Origin of the sequence: Paractinoplanes tereljensis (assembly GCF_016862435.1) — a bacterium.
Lineage (GTDB): Bacteria > Actinomycetota > Actinomycetes > Mycobacteriales > Micromonosporaceae > Actinoplanes > Actinoplanes tereljensis.
On sequence record NZ_BOMY01000024.1, the window covers coordinates 25,696 to 47,040 of the forward strand.

The 21,345-nt window shown below is 69.0% G+C and carries 22 protein-coding genes; 14 read left to right on the forward strand and 8 right to left on the reverse strand.

All coding sequences use genetic code 11. From position 1 onward, the window contains the following. Nucleotides 1–137: 137 nt before the first annotated feature. Nucleotides 138–995 (forward strand): hypothetical protein, encoded by an 858-nt coding sequence (locus Ate02nite_RS18535; protein WP_203807143.1) that lies wholly within the window; start codon nucleotides 138–140, stop codon nucleotides 993–995. Then, nucleotides 992–1,606 carry a helix-turn-helix domain-containing protein gene (locus Ate02nite_RS18540; RefSeq protein WP_203807145.1) on the forward strand — a complete coding sequence of 205 codons (615 nt, stop codon included), beginning with the start codon at nucleotides 992–994 and terminating at the stop codon, nucleotides 1,604–1,606. Before Ate02nite_RS18535 ends, Ate02nite_RS18540 begins: the two co-directional genes overlap by 4 nt. Nucleotides 1,607–1,802: 196 nt before the next feature. Here the strand turns inward: Ate02nite_RS18540 and Ate02nite_RS18545 are convergent, their stop codons facing one another. After that, nucleotides 1,803–2,447, reverse strand: coding sequence for a bifunctional DNA primase/polymerase (locus Ate02nite_RS18545; RefSeq protein ID WP_203807147.1), 645 nt, complete (start codon nucleotides 2,445–2,447; stop codon nucleotides 1,803–1,805). A gap of 253 nt (nucleotides 2,448–2,700) precedes the next feature. Here Ate02nite_RS18545 and Ate02nite_RS18550 point away from each other — a divergent pair, with 253 nt between their 5' ends. The 6 genes from Ate02nite_RS18550 (at nucleotide 2,701) to Ate02nite_RS49835 (ending at nucleotide 8,061) form a co-directional block, all read left to right on the forward strand. After that, nucleotides 2,701–3,930 (forward strand): helix-turn-helix domain-containing protein, encoded by a 1,230-nt coding sequence (locus tag Ate02nite_RS18550; protein WP_203807149.1) that lies wholly within the window; start codon nucleotides 2,701–2,703, stop codon nucleotides 3,928–3,930. A 13-nt stretch (nucleotides 3,931–3,943) separates the two neighbouring features. Continuing rightward, a complete protein-coding gene (locus Ate02nite_RS18555) occupies nucleotides 3,944–4,528 on the forward strand; it encodes a flavoprotein (RefSeq protein ID WP_203807151.1) in 585 nt (194 codons plus the stop codon). Between the two features lie 10 nt (nucleotides 4,529–4,538). After that, complete coding sequence (locus tag Ate02nite_RS18560; protein ID WP_438871221.1) at nucleotides 4,539–5,393, forward strand: Nif3-like dinuclear metal center hexameric protein; 855 nt, start codon at nucleotides 4,539–4,541, stop codon at nucleotides 5,391–5,393. After that, a complete protein-coding gene (locus Ate02nite_RS18565; RefSeq protein ID WP_203807155.1) occupies nucleotides 5,390–6,124 on the forward strand; it encodes a zinc ribbon domain-containing protein in 735 nt (244 codons plus the stop codon). Before Ate02nite_RS18560 ends, Ate02nite_RS18565 begins: the two co-directional genes overlap by 4 nt. Next, nucleotides 6,082–7,227 (forward strand): bifunctional RNase H/acid phosphatase, encoded by a 1,146-nt coding sequence (locus Ate02nite_RS18570; protein ID WP_203807157.1) that lies wholly within the window; start codon nucleotides 6,082–6,084, stop codon nucleotides 7,225–7,227. Before Ate02nite_RS18565 ends, Ate02nite_RS18570 begins: the two co-directional genes overlap by 43 nt. Nucleotides 7,228–7,743: 516 nt before the next feature. After that, nucleotides 7,744–8,061 (forward strand): DOPA 4,5-dioxygenase family protein, encoded by a 318-nt coding sequence (locus Ate02nite_RS49835; RefSeq protein ID WP_203807159.1) that lies wholly within the window; start codon nucleotides 7,744–7,746, stop codon nucleotides 8,059–8,061. A gap of 33 nt (nucleotides 8,062–8,094) precedes the next feature. Here Ate02nite_RS49835 and Ate02nite_RS18580 read toward each other — a convergent pair whose 3' ends face one another. Together Ate02nite_RS18580 and Ate02nite_RS18585 are read right to left on the reverse strand one after the other, a co-directional pair. Further along, entirely contained in the window at nucleotides 8,095–8,907 is an 813-nt protein-coding gene (locus tag Ate02nite_RS18580; RefSeq protein WP_203807161.1) for an ABC transporter permease, read from the reverse strand. Further along, entirely contained in the window at nucleotides 8,904–9,941 is a 1,038-nt protein-coding gene (locus tag Ate02nite_RS18585; protein ID WP_239147510.1) for an aliphatic sulfonate ABC transporter substrate-binding protein, read from the reverse strand. The genes Ate02nite_RS18580 and Ate02nite_RS18585 overlap by 4 nt, the downstream gene beginning before the upstream one ends. A gap of 13 nt (nucleotides 9,942–9,954) precedes the next feature. Between Ate02nite_RS18585 and fxsT the strand changes: the two genes are divergently transcribed. The 4 genes from fxsT (at nucleotide 9,955) to mctP (ending at nucleotide 15,763) form a co-directional block, all read left to right on the forward strand. After that, nucleotides 9,955–12,435, forward strand: coding sequence for an FxSxx-COOH system tetratricopeptide repeat protein (gene fxsT, locus Ate02nite_RS18590; protein ID WP_203807163.1), 2,481 nt, complete (start codon nucleotides 9,955–9,957; stop codon nucleotides 12,433–12,435). A gap of 60 nt (nucleotides 12,436–12,495) precedes the next feature. Next, the gene (locus Ate02nite_RS18595) at nucleotides 12,496–13,767 is read left to right on the forward strand and encodes a glycoside hydrolase family 18 protein (protein WP_203807165.1); all 1,272 of its coding nucleotides are present in this window, start codon (nucleotides 12,496–12,498) and stop codon (nucleotides 13,765–13,767) included. A 129-nt stretch (nucleotides 13,768–13,896) separates the two neighbouring features. Then, complete coding sequence (locus Ate02nite_RS18600; protein WP_203807167.1) at nucleotides 13,897–14,115, forward strand: DUF3311 domain-containing protein; 219 nt, start codon at nucleotides 13,897–13,899, stop codon at nucleotides 14,113–14,115. A gap of 4 nt (nucleotides 14,116–14,119) precedes the next feature. Beyond that, nucleotides 14,120–15,763 (forward strand): monocarboxylate uptake permease MctP, encoded by a 1,644-nt coding sequence (gene mctP, locus Ate02nite_RS18605; protein ID WP_203807168.1) that lies wholly within the window; start codon nucleotides 14,120–14,122, stop codon nucleotides 15,761–15,763. A gap of 167 nt (nucleotides 15,764–15,930) precedes the next feature. Here mctP and Ate02nite_RS18610 read toward each other — a convergent pair whose 3' ends face one another. Genes Ate02nite_RS18610 through Ate02nite_RS18620 form a run of 3 tightly spaced genes read right to left on the reverse strand, consistent with a single transcriptional unit; the run spans nucleotide 15,931 to nucleotide 18,327 of the window. Beyond that, a complete protein-coding gene (locus tag Ate02nite_RS18610; protein ID WP_203807170.1) occupies nucleotides 15,931–16,668 on the reverse strand; it encodes a hypothetical protein in 738 nt (245 codons plus the stop codon). 24 nt (nucleotides 16,669–16,692) lie between these two features. Then, nucleotides 16,693–17,148, reverse strand: a complete 456-nt coding sequence (locus Ate02nite_RS18615) for a MarR family winged helix-turn-helix transcriptional regulator (RefSeq protein ID WP_203807172.1) — start codon at nucleotides 17,146–17,148, stop codon at nucleotides 16,693–16,695. A gap of 9 nt (nucleotides 17,149–17,157) precedes the next feature. Then, nucleotides 17,158–18,327 carry an MFS transporter gene (locus Ate02nite_RS18620; protein WP_203807174.1) on the reverse strand — a complete coding sequence of 390 codons (1,170 nt, stop codon included), beginning with the start codon at nucleotides 18,325–18,327 and terminating at the stop codon, nucleotides 17,158–17,160. 46 nt (nucleotides 18,328–18,373) lie between these two features. Between Ate02nite_RS18620 and Ate02nite_RS18625 the strand changes: the two genes are divergently transcribed. Further along, on the forward strand, nucleotides 18,374–18,949 hold the full coding sequence (locus Ate02nite_RS18625; RefSeq protein WP_203807176.1) for a TetR/AcrR family transcriptional regulator: 576 nt from the start codon (nucleotides 18,374–18,376) through the stop codon (nucleotides 18,947–18,949). 7 nt (nucleotides 18,950–18,956) lie between these two features. Here Ate02nite_RS18625 and Ate02nite_RS18630 read toward each other — a convergent pair whose 3' ends face one another. Together Ate02nite_RS18630 and Ate02nite_RS18635 are read right to left on the reverse strand one after the other, a co-directional pair. Continuing rightward, the gene (locus Ate02nite_RS18630; protein WP_203807178.1) at nucleotides 18,957–19,781 is read right to left on the reverse strand and encodes a 1-aminocyclopropane-1-carboxylate deaminase/D-cysteine desulfhydrase; all 825 of its coding nucleotides are present in this window, start codon (nucleotides 19,779–19,781) and stop codon (nucleotides 18,957–18,959) included. Continuing rightward, nucleotides 19,781–20,584, reverse strand: coding sequence for a polysaccharide deacetylase family protein (locus Ate02nite_RS18635; RefSeq protein ID WP_203807180.1), 804 nt, complete (start codon nucleotides 20,582–20,584; stop codon nucleotides 19,781–19,783). The genes Ate02nite_RS18630 and Ate02nite_RS18635 overlap by 1 nt, the downstream gene beginning before the upstream one ends. Before the next feature lie 146 nt (nucleotides 20,585–20,730). Between Ate02nite_RS18635 and Ate02nite_RS18640 the strand changes: the two genes are divergently transcribed. Beyond that, the gene (locus tag Ate02nite_RS18640) at nucleotides 20,731–21,339 is read left to right on the forward strand and encodes a LysE family translocator (protein WP_239147514.1); all 609 of its coding nucleotides are present in this window, start codon (nucleotides 20,731–20,733) and stop codon (nucleotides 21,337–21,339) included. Nucleotides 21,340–21,345 lie beyond the last annotated feature (6 nt).

The following is a 21,345-nucleotide window of genomic DNA, read 5'->3' on the forward strand; positions in this document are numbered from 1 at the left end:
CAACGGATGAACATTCAACTCGACCCGGCCGGGAGCCGATCCAACTGTTGCCTGCGGGGAGTACCCGCCGGTGGGCGGGCCCCGGTCGGAGATCCCCTCGGCGATCGGGCCCGCCCAGGTATCAGGGGAGGGGTGTTGTGGCGGAGCTGTTCATCGGCGCGGATACCGAGAAGACCGTGGTCTCGGCGTACCCGCTGAAGACCCGGACCGGTCGCGCCCGCCGCACCCGCACCGGAACCGTGACCGAGCTCCTTCCCGTGACCCCGAGCGGGCGAAGCCGCGAGGTCCGGGTTGCCTTTCTCGCCCGCCTGAGCCTTCCGCTGGTGCTCGTCTCGACGCTGATGTTCGCGGCCGGCCTGCCGAGCTGGTTGCTGGCCGGGATCATCCTGGTCACGGTCGGCCTGGCCGGCTGGGACGACCGGCGCCGGGCACAGCGGACGACCTTCGCGATTCCCCGCGATTCCGGCGCGCGCGTCCTGCGTACGCCCGAGGAGCGCGCGGCCTACGGCCGGGCCGTCGCCGTCGCCCGCCGGATCCGGCAGACCTGGCCGGCGCTGCCCGGCATGATCGACCCGGAGGTTGCCGACGGCACCCTGACCCACGCCCTCGACGACCTGGCCACCCTGCTGGTCCGGCGGCAGGAGATCCGCGCGCTGCGGACCGGCCTGCTGGGCGTACGGATGGCCGACGTGCCCGCCGACAGCCCGGCCGCGCTGGCCCTCGCTGAGCAGCGGGAACGCACCGAACAGCTGTGGCTCGACTCGGCCGGGCAGGCGAACCGCATCCTGCGCAGCATCGACGAGACCGCGCAGGCCGGCGAGACGTTCGTGCGGGAGCTGCGGATCGGCGCGACCGCCCGGCAGGCCGAGCACGTGCTGGCCCGGCTCACCGCGGGCGCCCCGCCCGCCGAGTCCGCGCCCGAGCTGGCCAGCCGGACCACGGTCGTGCTGGACGCCTACCGGGAGCTGGCCGCTGCCGCATCATTGGTGCCGTGACCCCTACCGATGACGTGCTCCGCGAGGTCGGGCCCCGGCTGCGGGCGCTGCGCCGCAAATCGGGGATCACGCTCGCCGCCCTGGCCGAGACCACCGGGATCTCGGTCAGCACCCTGTCCCGGCTCGAGTCGGGGCAGCGCAAGGCCACCCTGGAACTGCTACTGCCGCTGGCCCAGGCCCACCGGGTGCCGCTGGACGAGCTGGTCGGCGCGCCGCCGACCGGCGATCCCCGGGTGTACGCGCGACCGATCGAACGGTTCGGTCAGCTGATCCTGCCGCTGAGCCGCAACCCGGGCGGGCCGCAGGCGTTCAAGCACATCATCGCGGCCGGGGAGACCCGGCAGAAGCCCGACCCGAAAACGCACGAGGGCTACGAGTGGCTCTACGTGCTCACCGGCAAGCTGCGCCTGATCCTCGGCCCGCACGACCTGATCCTGCCGGCCGGCGAGGCGGCCGAGTTCGACACCCGGACGCCGCACTGGTTCGGCAGCGCCGGTGAGGCGGTCGAGTTCCTCACCATCTTCGACCGGCAGGGCGCCCGGATCCACGTCCGGGCCCGGCCGTCAACTACGTCGCGGAGTCCCCGGGGGACGGGAACCGACCGGGCGTGACCCGCGGGGCCGGGTGCCGGCACCGCGATCACGCACGTTCATTCCTTTGTGTGACTCGACCGTCACCCAGAATGCAACTACGTTGTCTGTCGACATGCGTGCCCCCGCCGATGCCCGTGTACCGTCCGCCACCAGCGTCAACGATCCGGCGGTCGGTCGGACGTTAGCGCCCCTGTCCGGCTCGCCGGCTGGTGGCCTATCCGGCTCGCCGGCTGGTGGACAGCTGCCGCGGCACGGTGATCCGCGGTTCCCGGACCGCACCGATCGCCTCGACCAGCAGTTTCTGGACGACCTCGGGCGCGGGCAGCGTCCACTGTGTGCGCTCGGGCGGCACGGCCCAGCGCACCGGGCCCTCCAGCATCCGGCTCGGTGCGGCCGGGATCCACGAGCCGCGGCCGTGCCGCACCACGTCCAGCCGGTGCTCCAACTCGACGCGCAGCGGTGCGCCCGGCCGCACCAGGAACATCCAGCGTCCGGCCGCGGTGACCGCGACCGGGCCGGCCGCGCCGTGCAGCCGGGCCGCGCCGAAAACTCGCAGGCCGAGCGAGGACGGCACCTCCAGCGCGTCGAAGCGCAGGCCGGTGGCGAGCAGCACGCTGTGCGGTCGGTGCCGCCACCACCGGTGCACCAGGCCGGTGTCGGTGGAGGCGCTGTCCTCCCAGGACTCCATGGCCGGATGGCACATCATGATCGGGCAGCCGGGCCGGCCGCACGCGAATCGGTTCCCGGCCAGCCAGGCGCCCGGCGTCACGGCCCAGCCGTGGGCGGCGTAACGCAGCGCTTGCCGGCGCAGACGCAACCGTTCCAGGTGGACGAACGGCCGATTGGCAGTCCACTGCATGGCTCCACAACCTTCGGTCCAGGAGAATTTTCGGGTGGACCGACGGCCATATCAGCCGCCGGAACCGTATCCAAGCCCGACACACCTCGTTGGGTTCGGCAGATTCACCCTTTGCAAGTTGCAACAAAAACTACGAGCATCGGTGAGCAGGCGATCACACACGCTGTGCGACACACGTACGCGTGAAGTGGTCAGACTGCAGTTGACACAAGGGCTCGCCGGCGGGGGTCGTCGGAGAGTCGGGGGAGGCACCGTGGACGAGCTGCCGATCGGCCGCCGCGTCGCCTATTGGCGCGGCCGACGAAAGATGTCCCAGCAGGTCTTCGCGGACCGGTTGGGTAAGTCCAAGAGCTGGGTTGACAAGGTGGAGCGCGGGGTCCGCCGACTCGACAAGTTCTCCGTGGTCTACGAGATCGCCGACGTACTTCAGGTCGATGTCCAGCTGCTGCTGGGCAAGGACGTGGAACGGCGGCCGGAAACACAGAACTGCATCGACCAGGTGGAAGTTGAGGAGATTCGCGCGGCTCTGGAGCGGTATGACCAGATGAGCGCGTTCTTCCAGGCTGTGCCTAACTCGCCACCATTGACGGAAATGCGTAAAGCGGTCAGCCACGCCTGGCTGACCTACCAGCACGCCAAGTACGGCGTACTCGCCCGGGCCCTGCCCAAGCTCCTGCGCGACGCGCAGGCCGCCGACAGTGCCCACGCCACCACGCACGAGGCCAAGGACGCGGCCCACCTGCTCGGGCAGGTCTACCAGATCGCTTCCTCGGCGTTGCGCAAGGTCGGCGAGCACGAGCTCTCCTGGCTCGCCGCGGACCGTTCCATCGCGGTGTCCCAGCGGGCCGGCGACCAGCTGCTCGCCGGGCTGGCCAGCTACCGGGTCGGCAGCGCGCTGCTGGCTCTCGGCCGGGTGCGTCCGTCGCTCGAGGTCAACGTCAACATCGCCAACCGGCTCGCGCCCAGCCGCGACCAGACCCACCCCGACCGGCTCTCGGTGTACGGCATGCTGCTGCTCAACGGCGCCATGGCGGCGGCGCGGATCGGCGACAGCGCGACCGTGCGCGACCTGCTCTGCGGTGCCGAGCAGGCGTCCCTGGAGCTGGGCGGCGACTTCAACCACTACTGGACCAGCTTCGGCCCGACCAACGTGCAGCTGCACCGCTGCGCCACGGCGGTCGAACTCGGCGACGGCCGGATGGCGGTGGAGACCCACGAGAAACTGCTCAACCCGGTGGGCTTCAACGCGATGCTGCCCGAGCGGCGGGCGCACCACTACCTGGACATCGCCCGCGGGTACACGCAGATCGGCAACATCGAGAAGGCCAGCGAGATGCTCCTCGAGGGTGACCGGCTCGCCCCGTCGGAGATCCGCTGCCGCCCGCTCGCCCACGAGGTTCTATCCGACGTGCTTCGCCGGACGCGAGGCACGCCGCCGGCTCCGATCGCGGAGTTGGCTGAGCAGATGGGAGTCGGCGTATGAGGTGGGTCCCCGCGTGATTACCGGTAACTCGCCAGGCGTGCTCTACATCCTGGTCTGTGGATCCCCTATTGCCCGTGATGTCGGCATTCTGGTCGGGCTGGCCCAGCAGGAGGGCTGGGAGGTGTGTGTGATCACGACGCCGGACGGTCGCAAGTTCGTCGACGTGGCCGCACTGCAGGCACAGACCGGACATCCGGTACGTACCTACTACAAGAGCCCCGGCGACCCCGACATGCTGCCCGCCGCGGACGCGATGATCGTCGCGCCGGCCACGGTCAACACGGTCAACAAGTGGGCCGCCGGGATCACCGACACGCTGGTCCTCGGCCTGCTCGTCGAGGGCTACGGGTACGGCGTGGCCACCGCCGTCGTCCCCTACACCAACAAGGTGATGGCTCTGCACCCCGCGCTGCACGAAAGTCTCGCCAAGCTCCGCGACTGGGGTGTGCACGTCCTGTACGGCGAGGATGTGTGCCGGCTGGGCGGCCCCGGGCAGACCGATCGCTTCCGCAGTCAGTTCCCGTGGCGGCGCGCCCTGCAGGCGGTCAGCAATCCGGTGACGATGAGCAGCCGAGTCGAGCCAGGCGCGGTCAGCTAGCCCGATAGAGTTGTCGGCCGTGACCGACAACGCCGCACCACCCACCGTCCTGGACGTGGTGAACGCCCTGGACCGGCGCTATCCCCGGGACTGGGCGGAGTCCTGGGACCGGGTGGGGCTGGTGCTCGGTGACCTCGACCACGCCGTGTCCCGGGTCCTCTGCGTGGTCGACTGCGTCCCCGAGACCGTCGACCAGGCCCTCGCGGAGGGCGCCGACCTGATCGTGGCGCACCACCCGCTGCTGCTGAAGCCGGTGTCGACGATCGCCCCCGACACCTACAAGGGGCGCATCATCCACCGGCTCATCCGCGGCGACGTGGCCCTCTACGCGGCGCACACCAACGCGGACGTGGCCAACCCCGGCGTCTCCGACGCCCTGGCCCGGCGGCTCGACCTGGGCGACCTGCGCCCGCTCGTGCCGGCCGCCACCGGCGGCGGCCGGGGCATCGGCCGCATCGGCGAGCTCCCCGAGCCGATGGACCTGGCCGAGTTCACCGGCTTCGCGGCGTCCCGGCTGCCGGCCACCGCGGCCGGGGTGCGGGCGGCCGGCGACCCGGCCCGGACCATCCGCACCGTCGCGGTGTGTGGCGGTGCCGGTGACTCGTTCCTGTCCGATGCGACGCGAGCGGGTGTCGACGCGTACGTTTGCGCGGACCTGCGCCACCACCCCGCCAGTGAGCATCTCGCCGAGGACGGCCCCGCCCTGCTCGATGTCGCCCACTGGGCGACCGAACGCCCCTGGCTGGACGAGGTGGCCGAATGGCTGCGCGGCGAGTTCGACGTCGCGGTCACGGTGTCCGACGTGGACACCGACCCCTGGACCGTCCATGCTTTCAGTTCCTCGGAGAAAGAGACCCAGCCATGAAGGCCTCCCCGGAAGCCCAGCGCCGCCTGCTCGACCTGCAGGCAGTCGACACCGCCCTGGCCCAGCTCGCCCACCGGCGGAAGTCGTTGCCCGAGCTCGCCGAGATCGACACCGTGTCGCGGGAGCTGTCCGCGCTGGAGGACGAGCGGGTTCGCGCGCAGGTCGCGGTCGACGACATCGAACGCGACATCACCCGCTTCGAGAAGGACATCGAGCAGGTCCGCCAGCGCAAGGACCGCGACCAGAAGCGCCTCGACGGCGGCGGCGCGCTCCGCGAGATCGAGGGCCTCCAGCACGAGCTGACCACCCTCAACCGGCGGCAGTCGGAGCTGGAGGACGCCGAGCTCGAGCTGATGGAGCAGAAGGAAACCGCCGAGGCGACGCTGACCGAGGTCAAGGCCCGGCTGGCCGCCGCGGCCACCCGCCGCGAGGAGGCCGAGCGCCGCCGCGACGAGGCGATGAGCGACATCACCAAGGAGACGGAGTTCAAGAACGCCAGCCGCGGCCCGCTCTCCGCCGACCTGCCGGCCGACCTGGTCGCCCTCTACGACAAGATCCGGACGGAGTCGGGCCTCGGCGCGGCCCTGTTCCGCTCCGGCCGCTGCGGCGGCTGCCGCATCGAGCTGTACGGCGCCGACCTGAACCGGGTCAAGTCGGCCGCGCCCGACGACGTGGTCCGCTGCGAGGAATGCCGCCGCATCATGGTGCGCACCGCGGAGTCCGGCCTGTGAGGGTAGCGATCGAGGCCGACGGCGGGTCCCGGGGAAACCCCGGCCCCGCCGGTTACGGCGCGGTGGTCCGCGCCCACCCGACCGGCGAGATCCTGCTGGAACGCCTCGGTTCGCTGGGCACCACGACCAACAACGTCGCCGAGTACAGCGGCCTGATCGAAGGCCTGAAGGCGGCCCGGGAACTGAACGCCACCGAGGTCGACGTCCGGATGGACTCGAAACTGGTCATCGAGCAGATGTCCGGCCGCTGGCAGATCAAACACCCCGGCCTGCGCCCGCTGGCGGCCACCGCGGCCGAGCTGGTCACCCACTTCGACAAGGTCACCTTCGACTGGATCCCCCGGGAACGCAACAAGGCGGCGGATGCCCTGGCCAACCGCGCCATGGACGAGGCCACCGGCAAGATCCCGCGCTCGGCACCCGAGGTTTCCGTCGCCGAGGAGGCCGAAGCGCCACCGGCGTCCTGGGCGCCCCCGTCCCTGGACAACGCCACCCGGATCATCCTGGTCCGGCACGGTGAGACGGCCCTGACGAAGCAGGGCCGCTACTCCGGCCGCGGCGACGTACCCCTGTCGGACGAGGGCCAGGCGCAGGCGATGGCGGCCGGCGGCCGGGTGGCCGGCATAAGCCGTGATGTCACGGCCGTCCTGAGCTCGCCCTTGGGCAGATGTACGCGTACGGCGGAGCTGATCGCCGCTGAGGTGGGCGGCATCCCGGTGACGGTGGTCCCCGACCTGATCGAGTGCGACTTCGGCGACTGGGAGGGCCTGACCTTCGCCGAGGTACAGCAGAGATGGCCGAACGAGATGCGCGAGTGGCTGGCTTCAGCCGCGGTAGCGCCCCCCGGTGGCGAGTCGTTCCGAGCGGTGTCAAAGCGAACCAGAGGCGTAATGGCCACGATCAAGGACGAGTACGCCGGCGGCGTAGTCGTAGTGGTCTCCCACGTCTCCCCGATAAAGCTGATCCTGAAGGATGCTTTGGCGGCGTCAGACGCTTTCTTGCACCGCATGTTCCTGGACGCGGCAGGAGTCTCGACCATGGACATCTGGCCGGACGGCAACATAGCCGTCCGCTCAGTAAACGAGACCTCCCACCTGCGCTGACCCCTCAGCGGCCGAGCCCAGCCGAACTCCCGATGACCGGCGGCGCGCTGCCACCCAGCAGCGTGCCGCCGGTCGTGGCGCGCCGTCTTGATCTGCGTTATGCGCCGGACAAGGTGCCTGCCACCGAAATTCGCCCGCCAGAGTTGACCCTGACACGCAAGCCGCGAACAACCTCCCCGACTCGCCATGAGTGACATTCGGCCCCGCCGCAGAGGCCCGGATCTGCCGATCAGCGCGCGCCTTGCGAGTGGCTGAGTTTCCGGACGGGCGGATTCCGGTCTGCCTCCCGGTTTCTCACCGGTAGGCGGTTCAGACCGCCGGCCGGTGGCGATGCTGCGGTTCGTCGCCCAATCCGTGTAGATCTAGGAGAGTTGCCGTCAGGAGCTCACAGCAACTCGGCAAGGTCGACACCACAGCTGCCGACTCGCCCCGTCACCCTCCAAGCCAGGGGCTGGTTCCCGCATTCTCTGCGATGAGCGGGATACGTCGGGGAAGGGTTGTCGGCGATACTGCAGCATGCTGAATTTCCACGCTCACCTCTTCTTCGAGCCGGGTGACGCTGAGCGGGCGCGAGCAGTCGGTTCTCGGCTGGCCGAGGTGGCCGGGGTCAGCGTCACAGGCTGGCTTGACCGACCCGGCGGACCTCTGCCGATGCCACAGGTCCAGGTGGAGTTGACCAGCGTCCAACTCGGTGCCGTCGTCGAATGGCTGATGCTGAACCGCGCCGGCTTGTCCGTTCTGATTCACCCAGAGACGGGCAGCGACCTACTCGATCACACAGACCATGCGCTGTGGCTAGGAAGCCCGCTCTCCCTACGCCTGGATCGGCTATAGATGTGTGAGGGCCTCCATCCATCTCCTGACAGGTTAGGTGGCTTTCAGGCCTCGCCTCCAGGAGAGGGCTCGTTTTTCGGCCGCTCTTAGCAGGACGTCGGAGAATAGGCCCAGTAGGGCGTAGACGAACAGGCCCAGGACGACCACGTCGGTTTGGCTGAACTCTCGGGCCTCCATCATCAGGAAACCGATGCCGTTCTGGGTGTTGGTCTGTTCGCCTACCACCAGGCTCAGCCAGGCCGCGCCTATCGCCAGGCGCAAGCCCAGGAACAGCGACGGCAATGCGCCGGGCAGGACCACGTGCACCAGGCGCTGCCAGGTGCCCAGGCCGTACGTTCGGGCCAGCTCGATCAGGCGTTCGTCGATGTCGCGGATTCCGGCGTACGTATTGAAGTAAAGCGGGAAGAACGCGCCCAGCGCGACCAGCGTGATCTTCATTGATTCGCCGATGCCCACCCAGATGATCAGGAGCGGGACCAGCGCCAGGTGGGGCAGCATGCGGGCCATCTGCACCGGTGGGTCGATGGCATCGTCGCCCAGGCGCAGCAGGCCGGCCAGCGAGCCCAGCACCAGCGCGAGCGTGCCGCCGATCAGCAGGCCGACGGCGGCCCGGGTCAGCGAGTCGAGCAGGTGGTGGCCGAGGGTGCCGTCGGCGGTCAGGCGCCAGCCGGTCTGCAGGACCGTGCTGGGCGCGGGCAATTTGTCCGATGAGATCAGGCCGGCTTGGGCGGCGATCTCCCACACCGCCAGGATCAGCAGTGGGCTTACCAGCCTTCGCCAGCGCCTGGTTTTCTTCGCGGGGGCAGGCGCCGCCTCGGTGGAAGGTCGCGCCGCCACCAGGGTCATTGCGCCGCTCCGGCGAAGCGGATGTCGATCAGCGAGCGCGCGTCGATGCTGGTCGGGATCAGCTCCAGCTTGGTGAAGCCGTCGGCGATGCCCTGCAATTCGGTGCCGATCTCATCCGTGAGTGGGGCTATCGGCTGCGCGGCCCGGGCCAGGGCTCGCTTGGTGGTCGGCTCGTCGATCTTCAATTCCGGGGCCAGGACGGCGGCGCGTTCGTCGGGGTGGGCGATTCCCCAGGCCGTCGTTTTCTCGTACGTCGTCAGGAAGCTCTTGATCTGTTCGGTCTTCTTATCGGCCGCGTCCTGGGCGACCAGAATGTATTCGCGGTTGTTGGCGACGCCGGTCGCGTCCGCGAGGATCTGCACGTCCGGCTTCTCGGCGAGCGCGAAGTAGGGATCCCAGATGATCCAGGCGTCGACCTGGTCGTTGTCGAAGGCGGGGCGTCCCTCGGCCGGCTTCAGATACTTCACATTGACGTCGTTCAGCGTCAGATGATTGGTCTCCAGGAGCCGGACCAGCAGCCAGTGCACGTTGGAGCCCTTGTTCAGGGCGATCGTCTTGCCCTTGAGGTCGGCGAAGGTCTTGAAGCCACGGCTCTTCTTGACCAGCACGGCCTCGCTCTGCGGCGAGGGTGCACCGACCGCGGCGATCTTGAACGGCGTCTTGGCGGCGGCCGCGAAGATCGGCGGCGCCTCCCCGGTCTGCCCGATGTCGATCGCTCCCGCCTTGATCGCTTCGGTGAGCGCAGGGCCGCTTTCGAAAAGCGACCAGGTGACGCCGGGAGCGTCGCCGCGCGCTTTGACGAGGCTCAATCCGCCGAAGCGCTGATATCCGATGCGCAGGGTGCCGCCACCGGCGGCTTCGTTGTCATTGTCGTCGCCGCATCCGCTGAGCGCGGCGGCCGCGGCGAGGGTGAGGGCAGCTGCGAGAGCGAGGGTACGGCGCATGGGCGGTAGTCTATATAACCGATAGGAGATATCGATAGAGTTCATCGCGGATACCGCCCGTTCGGTGGTCGTCTTCGCGCTCCCGTGCATGCAGTGTGGACACGTGCCTCGGATCTTCATCTCCCATGCCGGCCGCGACCGGGCGTGGGCGGAGTGGGCTCGGTGGCATCTGGACGCGGCCGGCTACGAAACCGAGTTGGACAGCGTCGACTGGGCGGCGGGAACCAACTTCGTCGAGGCGATGCATCGAGCACTGAGTCGGCAGAACCCCATGCTGATCCTGCTCTCGTCCGCCTATCTGGAGCCGGACCGGTTCACCACCGATGAGTGGACCGCCCGCCTCGCGCAGCGGCGCGCCGATCCGGAGACGAAGCTGATTCCCCTGCGGATCGACCGGGTCGATCTTCGTGGCGGGCTGTGGGCGCCGATCATCGTTCCCGAAGTGTTCGGGCTGTCCGCGGACCGGGCGGTGGGCGTGCTGCTGGACTCGGTCGGCCAGGTGAGCGCCCCGCCGGGGGACGGCGGCCGGGTGGTTGCTCCGCCGTACCCCGGAGGCCCGAGCACGACGGAGACCGGCGGGCCGCGGCCGCCCGGGTCGCTGCCGCGGCTGTGGAATCTGGCTCGCCGGAACCCGGCGTTCACCGGGCGGGATGCCATGCTCAACCGGCTCTACGACACGCTGGGCAGCAACCGGCGGGCAGCGGTGCAAGCGCTGCACGGCACGGGCGGCGTCGGCAAGACGCAGCTGGCCCTCGAGTACGCACACCGGTTCGCCGGGGAGTACGACCTGGTCTGGTGGATTCCGTCGGAACGACCCGAACTCATCGGCGACCACCTGGCCGACCTCGCCACCAAGGCCGGCCAGGCCGTGGCCGGCACGGCCACGCCCGACGCGGTCGATGCCCTCGGTCAGCATCTGCGTGGCCGATCGCGATGGCTGCTGATCTTCGACAACGCCGAGGACCGCGACGATCTCGTCCGGTGGCTGCCGGACGGACCGGGGCACCTCATCATCACCAGTCGCAACCCGGGCTGGACCGGTGTCGCGCAGCCGATGGACGTCGACGTGTTCACCCGCTCCGAATCGACCGCGCTTCTGCACTCCTATCTGCCGCACCTCGATGACCGGAACGCGGACCGCCTCGCCGACGCCCTCGGCGACCTGCCGCTGGCCATCGGACAGGCAGCAGACCTGCTCGCCGAGACCCACATCGACATCGACGCCTATCTGGCCGCGCTCCGGATGCATGCGGCCGATCTTCTGGGAGACAGCCGGCCACCGATCGGCTATCCGGCGCCATTGGCCTCCTCGGTTGCGGTCGCGGCACAACGCCTGGCCGGGGACGACCCGGCGGCCGGCCAACTGCTGGCGCTGTGCGCCCACCTGGGGCCGGAGCCCATTCCTGCCGATCTGTTCACCGGCCGCCCCGACCTTCTCCAGCCGCCCCTGGCCGAGCTGGCCCGGCGAACCGTCGCGTTCGGCCGCACCGTCGCCAAGCTGCGGCAGTACGGACTGGCCAGGATCGTTGACGGCGGCCCACTGCTGCATCGGCTGACTCAGGCCGTCCTACGCGACACCGACCCCGAGTCCGTGGCCCACCGCCACACGGTCGAAGGCCTGCTCATTGCCGCCCGGCCGGAGAACAGTCACGCGCCCGCCTGGTGGCCGCGCTGGGCGCAACTGCTCCCACACATTCTCGCCCTCGACCCGGCCGTCAACGACAACCCGGACATCCGCCTGGTGGCCAACGAGGCGGTGTGGTTCCTCCTCGCCCGGGGCGACGCCGGGGCGGCCCTCCCCTTGGCCGAACAGCTGCACGCCGCTTGGGCCGAGCGGCACGGCCCGGACGACGATGCGACGCTCGAAGCCGCCAACAACCTGGCCCGCGCGTACAACCATTTCGGCCGGTATCGGGAAGCACGCGACCTCCACGAGGATGCCCTCGCCCGGAAACGGCGGCTTCTTGGCGACGAGCACCGTTCCACCCTCCGATCCGCCACCAATCTGATCGCCACCGTCACCCTGCTGGGCGAGCACGAGCAGGCACGCGAGCTCGGCGAGGAGATGCTGGCTCGGTGCCGCCGCGTTCTTGGTCATGACGATGGCCTCACCCTGGGTGCGGCGGACAACTTCGCCGGCGCCCTGCGCGCGCTGAAGGATTACGAACACGCGCGGGCCCTGGACGAGGACACGCTGGCCCAGCGACGGCGAACCCTGGGTAACGATCATCCCGACACCCTCCGGTCGGCCCATAACCTCGCCGACCATCTGCGCGCGCTGGGAAGGTTCGAGCAGGCGCGGGAGGCGGACGAGGAAACCCTGGCGGGCCGGCGGCGGGTGCTCGGTGATGACCACTCCGACACCCTCAGGTCGGTCACCAGTCTCGCCATCGACCTGCGTGCGCTGGGTGAGTACGAGCGGGCACGCGAGCTGGACGAGGACACGCTGGCCCGGCGGAGACGGAAGCTGGGTGACCGTCATCCCAACACGATCTGGTCCGCCCGGAACCTCGCGGATGATCTGGAGGCGCTCGGCCGGCACGCCGAAGCCGAGCAACTCCGGTCCGGGCAGGCATTGCCCTAGTCGGGTGTGGACGTTTAGCTTCCTCAATCAGGAAAGTTTATTTACTGTCTTGGGGGACTCATGCGTGTTCTCACCCGACGCCTGGTGGCTGTGGCCGCTGTGGCCGCCACGCTGGTGGCGGCTGCTCCCGGTGCGGCCCAGGCGCACGGCAAGTCATACGTCAAGGTTGGCTACTTCACGCAGTGGGGGATCTACGGTCGCGGTTTTCCGCTCGCCAAGGTGCAGAACTCCGGCGCCGCGGCCAAGCTCACCCACCTCAACTACGCGTTCGGCCCGGTCACGGCGGCCGGGGTCTGTGACTCCGCCGACCCGTGGGCGGACTGGGGAACCTCGTTCTCGGACGCGAACAGCGTAGACGGCGTCGCTGACGTCGCGGGGCAGCCGCTGGCCGGCAACCTCCATCAGCTCGCTGAGCTCAAGGCCAAGAACCCGAAGCTGCGGGTGCTGATCTCGCTGGGTGGCTGGACCGGGTCGGCGTACTTCTCGGATGCGGCCCTGACCGACGCCTCGCGCAAGAAACTCGTCAGCTCCTGCATTGATCTCTGGATCAAGGGGAATCTGCCGGACAAGGAACCCGGCATCGCCAAGGGGATCTTCGATGGCATCGATCTGGACTGGGAGTGGCCGGGGTCGGACGGCAATGCCGGAAATGTCATCCGGGCCGAGGATCGGCGGAACTTCACCCTGCTGGCCGCCGAGTTCCGCGCTCAGCTCGACAAATTGAGCAAGAGGAAGCACTACGACCTGACCGCGTTCCTGCCGGCCTCGCCGGCGAAGATCGATGCCGGGTTCGAGGGGCACAAGATCTTCAAGTACCTCGATTTCGGGACCGTGCAGGGGTACGACTTCCACGGCTCGTGGGAACTGCGGGCCAATCAGCAGTCGTCGATCTTCGTGCCGAAGGGGGCACCGGACAACCCGGACTTCTCGGCCGACAACGCGATCAATGCCTGGACCCGGGTGGGCGCGCCGAAGTCGAAGCTCGTGCTCGGCCTGCCCTACTACAGCCAGGGCTGGACCGGGATCACCAGCGGCGGGAACGGCCGGTTCGCGACCGCCACCGGCCCGGCCGTGGGGGTGTTCGCGAACGGCACCGAGGACTACAAGACGGTGAAGAACCTGCCCGGCTTCACGCTCTACCGGGACTGGCGAGCCGGCAACTCGTGGCTGTTCGACGGCACCACGTTCTGGACCTATGACGACCCGGCTCAGATGGTGCAGAAGACGTTCTACATCCGGGCGAAAGGCCTGGGCGGGGCGATGATGTGGTCGCTGGACGGTGACGACGACAACGCGTCGCTGACCAAGGCGATCTCGGCCGGTCTCAAGTAGAAAAGTTACCGCGGTGTGGCGGTGCCGTTAAGCGCACCGTCACACCCGTTCGGCGCACAGTGATCGACTGACTCCGGTCCGCATCGTTAGCGTCTTTGTGGACTATGAGACAACCGAGGAGGTGCGCTGATGGCCGAGCCAGAATCACCCCCGACTCCAGCCCGCAGCGACCGCAGCCCCTGGAACTGGCTGCTTGTCATCCCCATCGTGGTGCCGCTGCTGACCCCGCTGTTCAACCACGACTCGCCGCGGTTGTGGGGCTTTCCGATGTTCTATTGGCTGCAGTTCGCCTTCATCCTGCTGGGCGTGGTCACCACCAGCGTCGTTTACCGGATGACCCGGAGGTGACCCGATGAGCGATCACATCACCGAGATCGTCGTCTTCACGTTCCTGTTCCTGCTGGTCAGTGGGATCGGCTTCGTGGCAGCGCGGTGGCGGGCGCCGAAGGACATGGCGCACCTCGACGAGTGGGGCCTGGGCGGGCGCAGCTTCGGCGGGTGGGTCACCTGGTTCCTGGTCGGCGGCGACCTCTACACCGCGTACACCTTCGTGGCCGTGCCCGCGCTGATTTTCGGGGCCGGCGCCGCCGGCTTCTTCGCGGTGCCCTACACCATCATCATCTATCCGATTTTCTTCCTGATTCTGATCCGGCTCTGGTCGGTTTCGCACCGGCACGGTTTCGTGACCCCGGCCGATTTCGTGCGCACCCGTTTCGATTCGCCGACGCTCGCGCTGGTCATCGCGATCACCGGCATCGTCGCCACCATGCCGTACATCGCGCTCCAATTGGTGGGCATCGAGGCGGTGCTCAAGACGATGGGCGTGACCGGCGACAGCTTGCTCGCCCGGCACGCGCCGATCATCATCGCGTTCGCGATTCTCGCGGCCTACACCTATCAGTCCGGGCTGCGCGCACCCGCGCTCATCGCGTTCGTGAAAGACACGCTGATCTACCTTGTCATCATCGTGGCGGTGCTCTACCTGCCCTACAAACTGGGCGGCTGGGGCAGCATCTTCGACGCGGCCGACAAGAAATTCCAGGGTACGGCGGCGCCCGGCGACGGCATTCTGCTGAATGCCAATAACCAGATTCAGTACGTCACGCTGGCCCTGGGTTCGGCGCTGGCGCTGTTCCTCTACCCGCACAGCATCACCGGTGTACTGGCCAGCAAGAACCGCAACGTCATCAAGCGGAACATGTCGGCCCTACCGGCCTACAGTTTCCTGCTCGGCCTGATCGCGCTGCTCGGTTACATGGCCATCTCGGCCGGGGTGAAACCGCTGCCCGGCGCGAAAGAGGGCACGGTCGACAGCAACACCGTGGTGCCGCTGCTGTTCGACCAGAAATTCCCGGCCTGGTTCGCCGGCATCGCGTTCGCCGCGATCGGCATCGGCGCGCTGGTCCCGGCGGCCATCATGTCGATCGCCGCGGCCAATCTCTTCACCCGCAACATCTACAAGGAATACCTGAAGCGGGACGCCACCCACGCCCAGGAGGCGCAGGTCTCGAAAATCGCCTCGCTTGTCGTGAAGGTCGGCGCGGTCGCGTTCATCGTCTTCCTCGACCCGCAATTCTCGATCGACCTGCAGCTCATCGGCGGCGTCATCATCCTGCAGACCGCACCCGCGGTCGCGATCGGTCTTTACACCCGCTGGCTGCACCGCGGCGCGCTTATCGCGGGCTGGGCGGCGGGTATGGGCCTGGCGTTCTGGATGCTGTGGCAGATCCCGAACGCGGTCACCAAACGCGCCCACTTCGGCGGATCCGCGTTCCCGTTGTCCGAGTTCGGCTTCGACACCAAGAAAACCATCTACGTCGGTTTCGTCGCGGTGGCGGTCAACCTGGTGGTGGCGGTCCTCGCGACATTCTTGCTACGCACCCTGAAAACCCCGGAGGGCGTCGACGGCACCACTCCCGACGACTATTTCGCCGACGAGGGCGACCCTCGCATCGACAAGAGCGCCACCCCGGTCGACACCGTCTCGTCGACCTAGACCCGACTCGCTCCCGGATAGAGAGAACGCCGCACCGGTCATTCGGTGCGGCGTTCTCGCGCTTTTTATAGATACGCCGTCGGGGCCCCCAACCGCACTGTCCCGAACCGCCGCGGGGAGTCGGCCAGGTGAATGGAACGGCCGTTTCCGGCCGACGGCCGGGGGAACTACTGCGCGCCGACCACCAGTGCACCCACGCCGGCCCGGGCCTGGACGTCGACGCCGGCCGCGCCCTGCTGCCAGCCGTTCGCGGTGAAGGACTGGCCGGCCGCGATGCCCTGATGGGTCTGGCCGTCCAGGATGACCTGGCCGGCGCCCGAGCCGACCTGCACCCGGGCCGGCGTTCCGGTGGCCAGCCGCACCCGGAACTGGTCGACCCCGCCGGTCATCTCCACCGTGACCGGCTTGGCCGGCTTGGGCAGGGACACGTCGATCCGGCTCGAGCCGCCGGCCAGCTGCACGCCGTCGGCGAGGCCGCCGGACAGGTCGATCGAGGTCTCCTGGGTGCCGCCGGCGATCCGGACGGTCCAGCCGACGTCGGCGTTGAGGACCACGTCGACGATGCCGGAGCCGGCCTCGGGGCCGGGTTTGAGATTGGTTCGCACGGTGCCGCCGTCCCGGTCCACGTGCGGGATCAGCCCGCCACCGTCCGGGACGCTCACCCGATAAAGACCGTCACCCAGGGAATCCGCCCGGACCCGGACCGAGGTGGCGCCGTCCAGCAGCTCGAACGTGGCGTTCTGCTCGCCCTCCCGGGCCCCGGTCACGGTGCGGGGGCCGTCGTTGCCGCCGTTGGTGAGGCCGATCAGGATCGCGGCCAGGCCGAGGATCAGCACCGCGGCCAGCGCGACGATCAGGATGAGCGTGGGCCGGGACACCCGGCGGGTCAGTGCCTGCACGGCCATGGAAGTTCCCCGATGCCGCCCTCGCTACACCCGGCTGCGCATGTGCTCGGCCACCGCCTCGTTGAAGCGTTCGAGGGTCGCGGCCAGTTCACGCTTCTCCTGCTCGGTGTATTTGGCGAGCACCGTCCCGTACAGAATCTTGCGGGCCTGACGGACCTGCTCGACCTGTTGGAGACCGAGCGGCGTAGCCGCGATGACCGTGCCCCGGCCGTCCTTCGGATCCCGCTCCCGCTCGACCAGGCCGTCGTTCTGCAGCGCGGTCACCTGGCGGGTGACCGTCGAGCCGTCCAGGTTGAGCGCTGCGGCCAGCACCGACACGTTGAGCGGGCCGTCCTGCTGGAGCTGCCGGAGAATCACGTAGGCGGCCCGGTCGAGGGCGCGATGCGGCTGCACCCCGGTGGAGCGGCGGCTGGCCTCACCGAGCCGCATCAGCATCGCCACCTGCGTCTCGATCGTGCCCAGCACCGCGTCGTCACTCATAGTTGTATGTTACAGCGACTTCCCGTGTGGCCGAAGAACCACGGCCCCGAGTCCCATGATGGCGACCAACCCCACGATCACCACGAACGACACGGTCAGGCTGGACACGTGCGCGATGCCGCCGATTACGCCGGGAGCGATCAGGCCACTACCGTACGCGATGCCGGCCACCCCCGCGATGTTGCGTCCCGGATGACCGGGGAGCCGGCCGGCCGCCGCGAAGACCAGCGGGATCACCACCGCGATGCCGATGCCGAGCAGGCCGAACCCGGCGATCACCAGGGCGGCCGGCCGGGCCAGCACCACGATCAGCGCCCCGATCGTGGCCACCACGCCGGACAGCCGCACGGCCGTCACCGGCCCGAGCCGGCGCACCACCCAGTCACCGCCGAACCGGGCCACCGCCATACAGACCGAGAAGATCGAGACGGTGGCCGCCGCGGTCGCGGCCGGCGAGCCCAGCAGGTCCCGCATGTAGACCGCCGACCAGTCGAGGCTGGCTCCCTCGGCGAAGACCGCGCACAGCCCGATCAGCCCGATCGGCAGCACCGCGCGCGACGGCAGGGCGAACGCGGGCGGTTCGTCCAGGGTCGGTTCGGGCCGGTGCGACAAAAGCCAGAACGAAACCAAGATGCTGACGGCGATGAGTACGGCGGAGGTCAGCGCGAAGTGCAGTGGCGCGCCGAGCCCCGCGCGAGCGGCGAACACCCCGCCCACCGACCCGGCCAGGCCACCCACGCTCCACCAGCCGTGGAAGCCGGACATCACCGACCGCTCGTAGCGCTCCTCGACGACCACGGCGTGCGCGTTCATCGCCACGTCGGCCAGGCCGGCCGTCGCGCCGTAGACCGCCAGCGCCACGCAGAGCACGGGCAGCGTGGTCGGCAGCGCCGGCAGCATCAGAGCCGCGGCCCAGCAGGCGATCAGCACCCGGATGAGCCACCGCAGGTCGAAGCGGTGCGCCAGCCGCGCGGAGAGCGGCATGGCGAGCAGCGCACCCACGCCCGGCATCAGCAGGGCGATGCCCAGACCACCCGCCCCGGTGCCCACATGGTCGGCCACCCACGGGACACGCGCGGCGAAAGTCCCGGTCACGGCGCCGTGGACAGCGAAGATCGTGGAGGTGGCGAACCGTGCCCGGCGCAGTGCCGGTGCGGGCTGGAGGTGGGTGACATCCATGGAACCGACGCTAGACGAATCCCGACCAGTTGGTAAGTATTTACCGGTGGGCTACGCGAAGGGCCGCGCCAAGCGGCGGGACATCCTCGATCAGGCGACCGCGCTGTTCGGCGAGGCCGGTTACCGCGGCACGTCCCTGCGCGAGATCGCGGCCCGCTGCGGCATCTCTCATCCCGGCCTGCTGCACCATTTCCCGACCAAACAATCCCTGCTCCTGGCGGTGCTCGAACTCCGCGACGAGGTCGACGCGGAGTGGATCACGCTCGGTGCTCCCCGCGGGGCCGCGGCCCTGCGCCGGCTGGTCGACCTGGTGCGGCTCAACGCCACCCGGCGGGGCATCGTCGAGCTGTTCACCGTGCTGTCGGCCGAGGCGACGGCGGCCGACCATCCCGCGCACGCCTACTTCGTGAACCGCTACCGGACCCTGGTGCGCGATCTGGAGACGGCCTACACCGAGGCGTGCGCCGACGGTGACCTGCGGCCCGAGGTGGAACCGGCACTCGCCGCGCGCGAACTGGTCGCCCTCATGGACGGCCTGCAGATCCAGTGGCTGCTCGACGACACCTCGGTCGACATGGACGCCGCGATCGGCGCCCACCTCAGCACCCAGCTGACGCCCTAGATTCTGTTCAGAGCAGGGCGACCACGGTGGTGCCGGCCGGGAAGAGGCGTCCGGTGAGGATCGCGTACATCATCTTGCCCTCGTAGACCGGATCCAGCGCGATCCCGTGCCGAGCCTCGAAGTCGTCGACAAAGGCGGTGAGGGTCGCGTCCCGCTTCGCGAAGCCGCCGAAGTGGAAACGGTTGTCGACCGACCAGTTCTCGCTGGTCCGGCCGCATGCGGACTGCAACCGGCGCACGTCCGCGGCCAGGAAGTCGCCCTTGAGGGCGGAGAAACCGATCGCTCGCTGGTGCGGACCCAAGGCGGTGGCGACCCCGGCCAGAGTGGCTCCGGTGCCGCTCGAACAACAGAGCACATCGAAACCCCGGTCGATCTCCGCCGGGATTTCGGCGCAGCCTTCCAACGCGTACGCGTTAGCACCGCCCTCCGGGATCAGATAGAAATCGCCGTACCGTTCCCGGAGGGTCTCTTCGGTTTTTTCGCGGTAGGTCGCCCGATCGACATAGGCGAGAGTCATCCCGAGGGCGGTGGCCCGCGCCAGTATCGGGTTGAGCGGCGTGTGCTGTTCACCCCGGACGATCCCGATCGTCGCGAACCCGAAATGGTGCCCGGCCGCGGCCGTCGCCCGCAGGTGATTGGAGTAAGCGCCACCGAAGGTCAGCAGCGTCGTGTGGTTCTGCTCGCGCGCGGCCCGCAGGTTGTATTTGAGCTTGCGCCACTTGTTCCCCGGGAAGTCCGGGTGAATCAGGTCGTCCCGCTTGAGAAAGACCTCGATGCCGCCGAGCCGCTCGTCGTCGAGCCGTTCCAACGGCGACGGCAACCTGAGGTCCACTAACTCACGCTAACCGAGACATCCGCGATCAGGTCCGAGACCGTGACGAACTCGAAGCCGCGCGCCTTCAGCCCGGTAACCAGGTCGCCCAGCGCCCGCAACGCCACCAGCCGCCGTTTGTCGCCGACGTCGTGGGCCAGAATGATCGACCCCGGCCGGACCGTTTCCACCAGATCCCGGGCCTGCCCCGCCGGGTCGCCGGTGAACCGCCGCTCGTGCATCTGCCGATCCCACAGCACCAGGTCGTAACCCATCGAATCGGCGGCCAGCACGGTGGAGCCGCCGAGATGCCCGAACGGCGGCCGCATCAGCACCGGCGTACGCCCGAGTTCGTCCTGAATCACCGCGTGCGTACGCCGCAGATCCTCCTGAATCGCCGCCCGGTCCATGGTGGCCAGATCCCGATGGGCCCACGAATGGTTACCCACCTCGTGCCGTCCGAGCCGATCCCGCAACAGGCCGGAATGGTCGCGCACGTTCCGCCCGACCAGGAAGAAGGTGGCCGGAATCCCGAGGTCCTCGAGCACGTCGAGAAACATCGGCGTGTACTGCGGCGCCGGCCCGTCATCGAACGTCAACGCCACGAGCGGCCGCGTCGTCTCCACGAAATACCGCACATTGACCGACGACGACCTGACCGCCGATTGGTCGTCCGCTGCCGCCGCGTACCCACCGGAGAGCGGCGGATGGTCCCAGCCGAACCACCGCGGAATTTCCGAGGCGCCAACGGCGCCGAGCGCCGCCCCCGAAATAGCAAACCCCGCCCCGCGGAACAAAGCCCGCCGCCCTATGCGCTTCCCCATGATCGACAACGGTCGCTGATCAGGCCCCCGGCCGGTATCCGGCCCACGTCGGAAACCGCGGGCCCACCCTCGGCCGAAAGACCTTGCCCACCCTCGGCCGCGCTCGGCCAAAAGGCAGAGCCGCTCATTAAGGTCCCCACGTGGAGATGATCGGGGTCGGGCTGGCAATCGGACTGGCCGCCGGGATAAGTCCGGGCCCGCTGATGGTCCTGGTGATCACTCAGACCTTGCGCTCGGGTTGGCGCGCCGGGGTGCTGACGGCGGCTGCCCCGCTGGTCAGCGACGCGGTGGTGATCGCCGGGGTGATCCTGGTGCTGAGCGCGCTGCCCGCCCGAGCGCTCCCGATCATGGGGGTGATCGGCGGCGGCTACGTGATCTGGTCGGGCCTCGAAACCTGGCGCGAAGCCCGCATCGGCCGGATGGAAACCGGCGCGGAAGCAGGCTCGGCACTGCAGGCCCTACGCCGAGCCGCCACAATCAACGTGCTGAGCCCACACCCATGGCTGACCTGGGCAACCGCGATGGGCCCACTCACCCTGACCACCTGGCACCGCTCCCCACCCGCAGGCGCGGCCCTGGTCACCGGCTTCTACGTCAGCCTGATCGGCGCCAAGGCCCTACTGGCAGTCCTGATAGCCGGCGGCCGAAACCGCCTGACCGACGCGGGTTACCGACGGTCCTTGCAAGCCGGCGCCATCCTCCTGGCCGTCGCCGGCCTAGCGCTCATAGCCGACTTCCTGCCCCAGGCCCTGTGATGATGA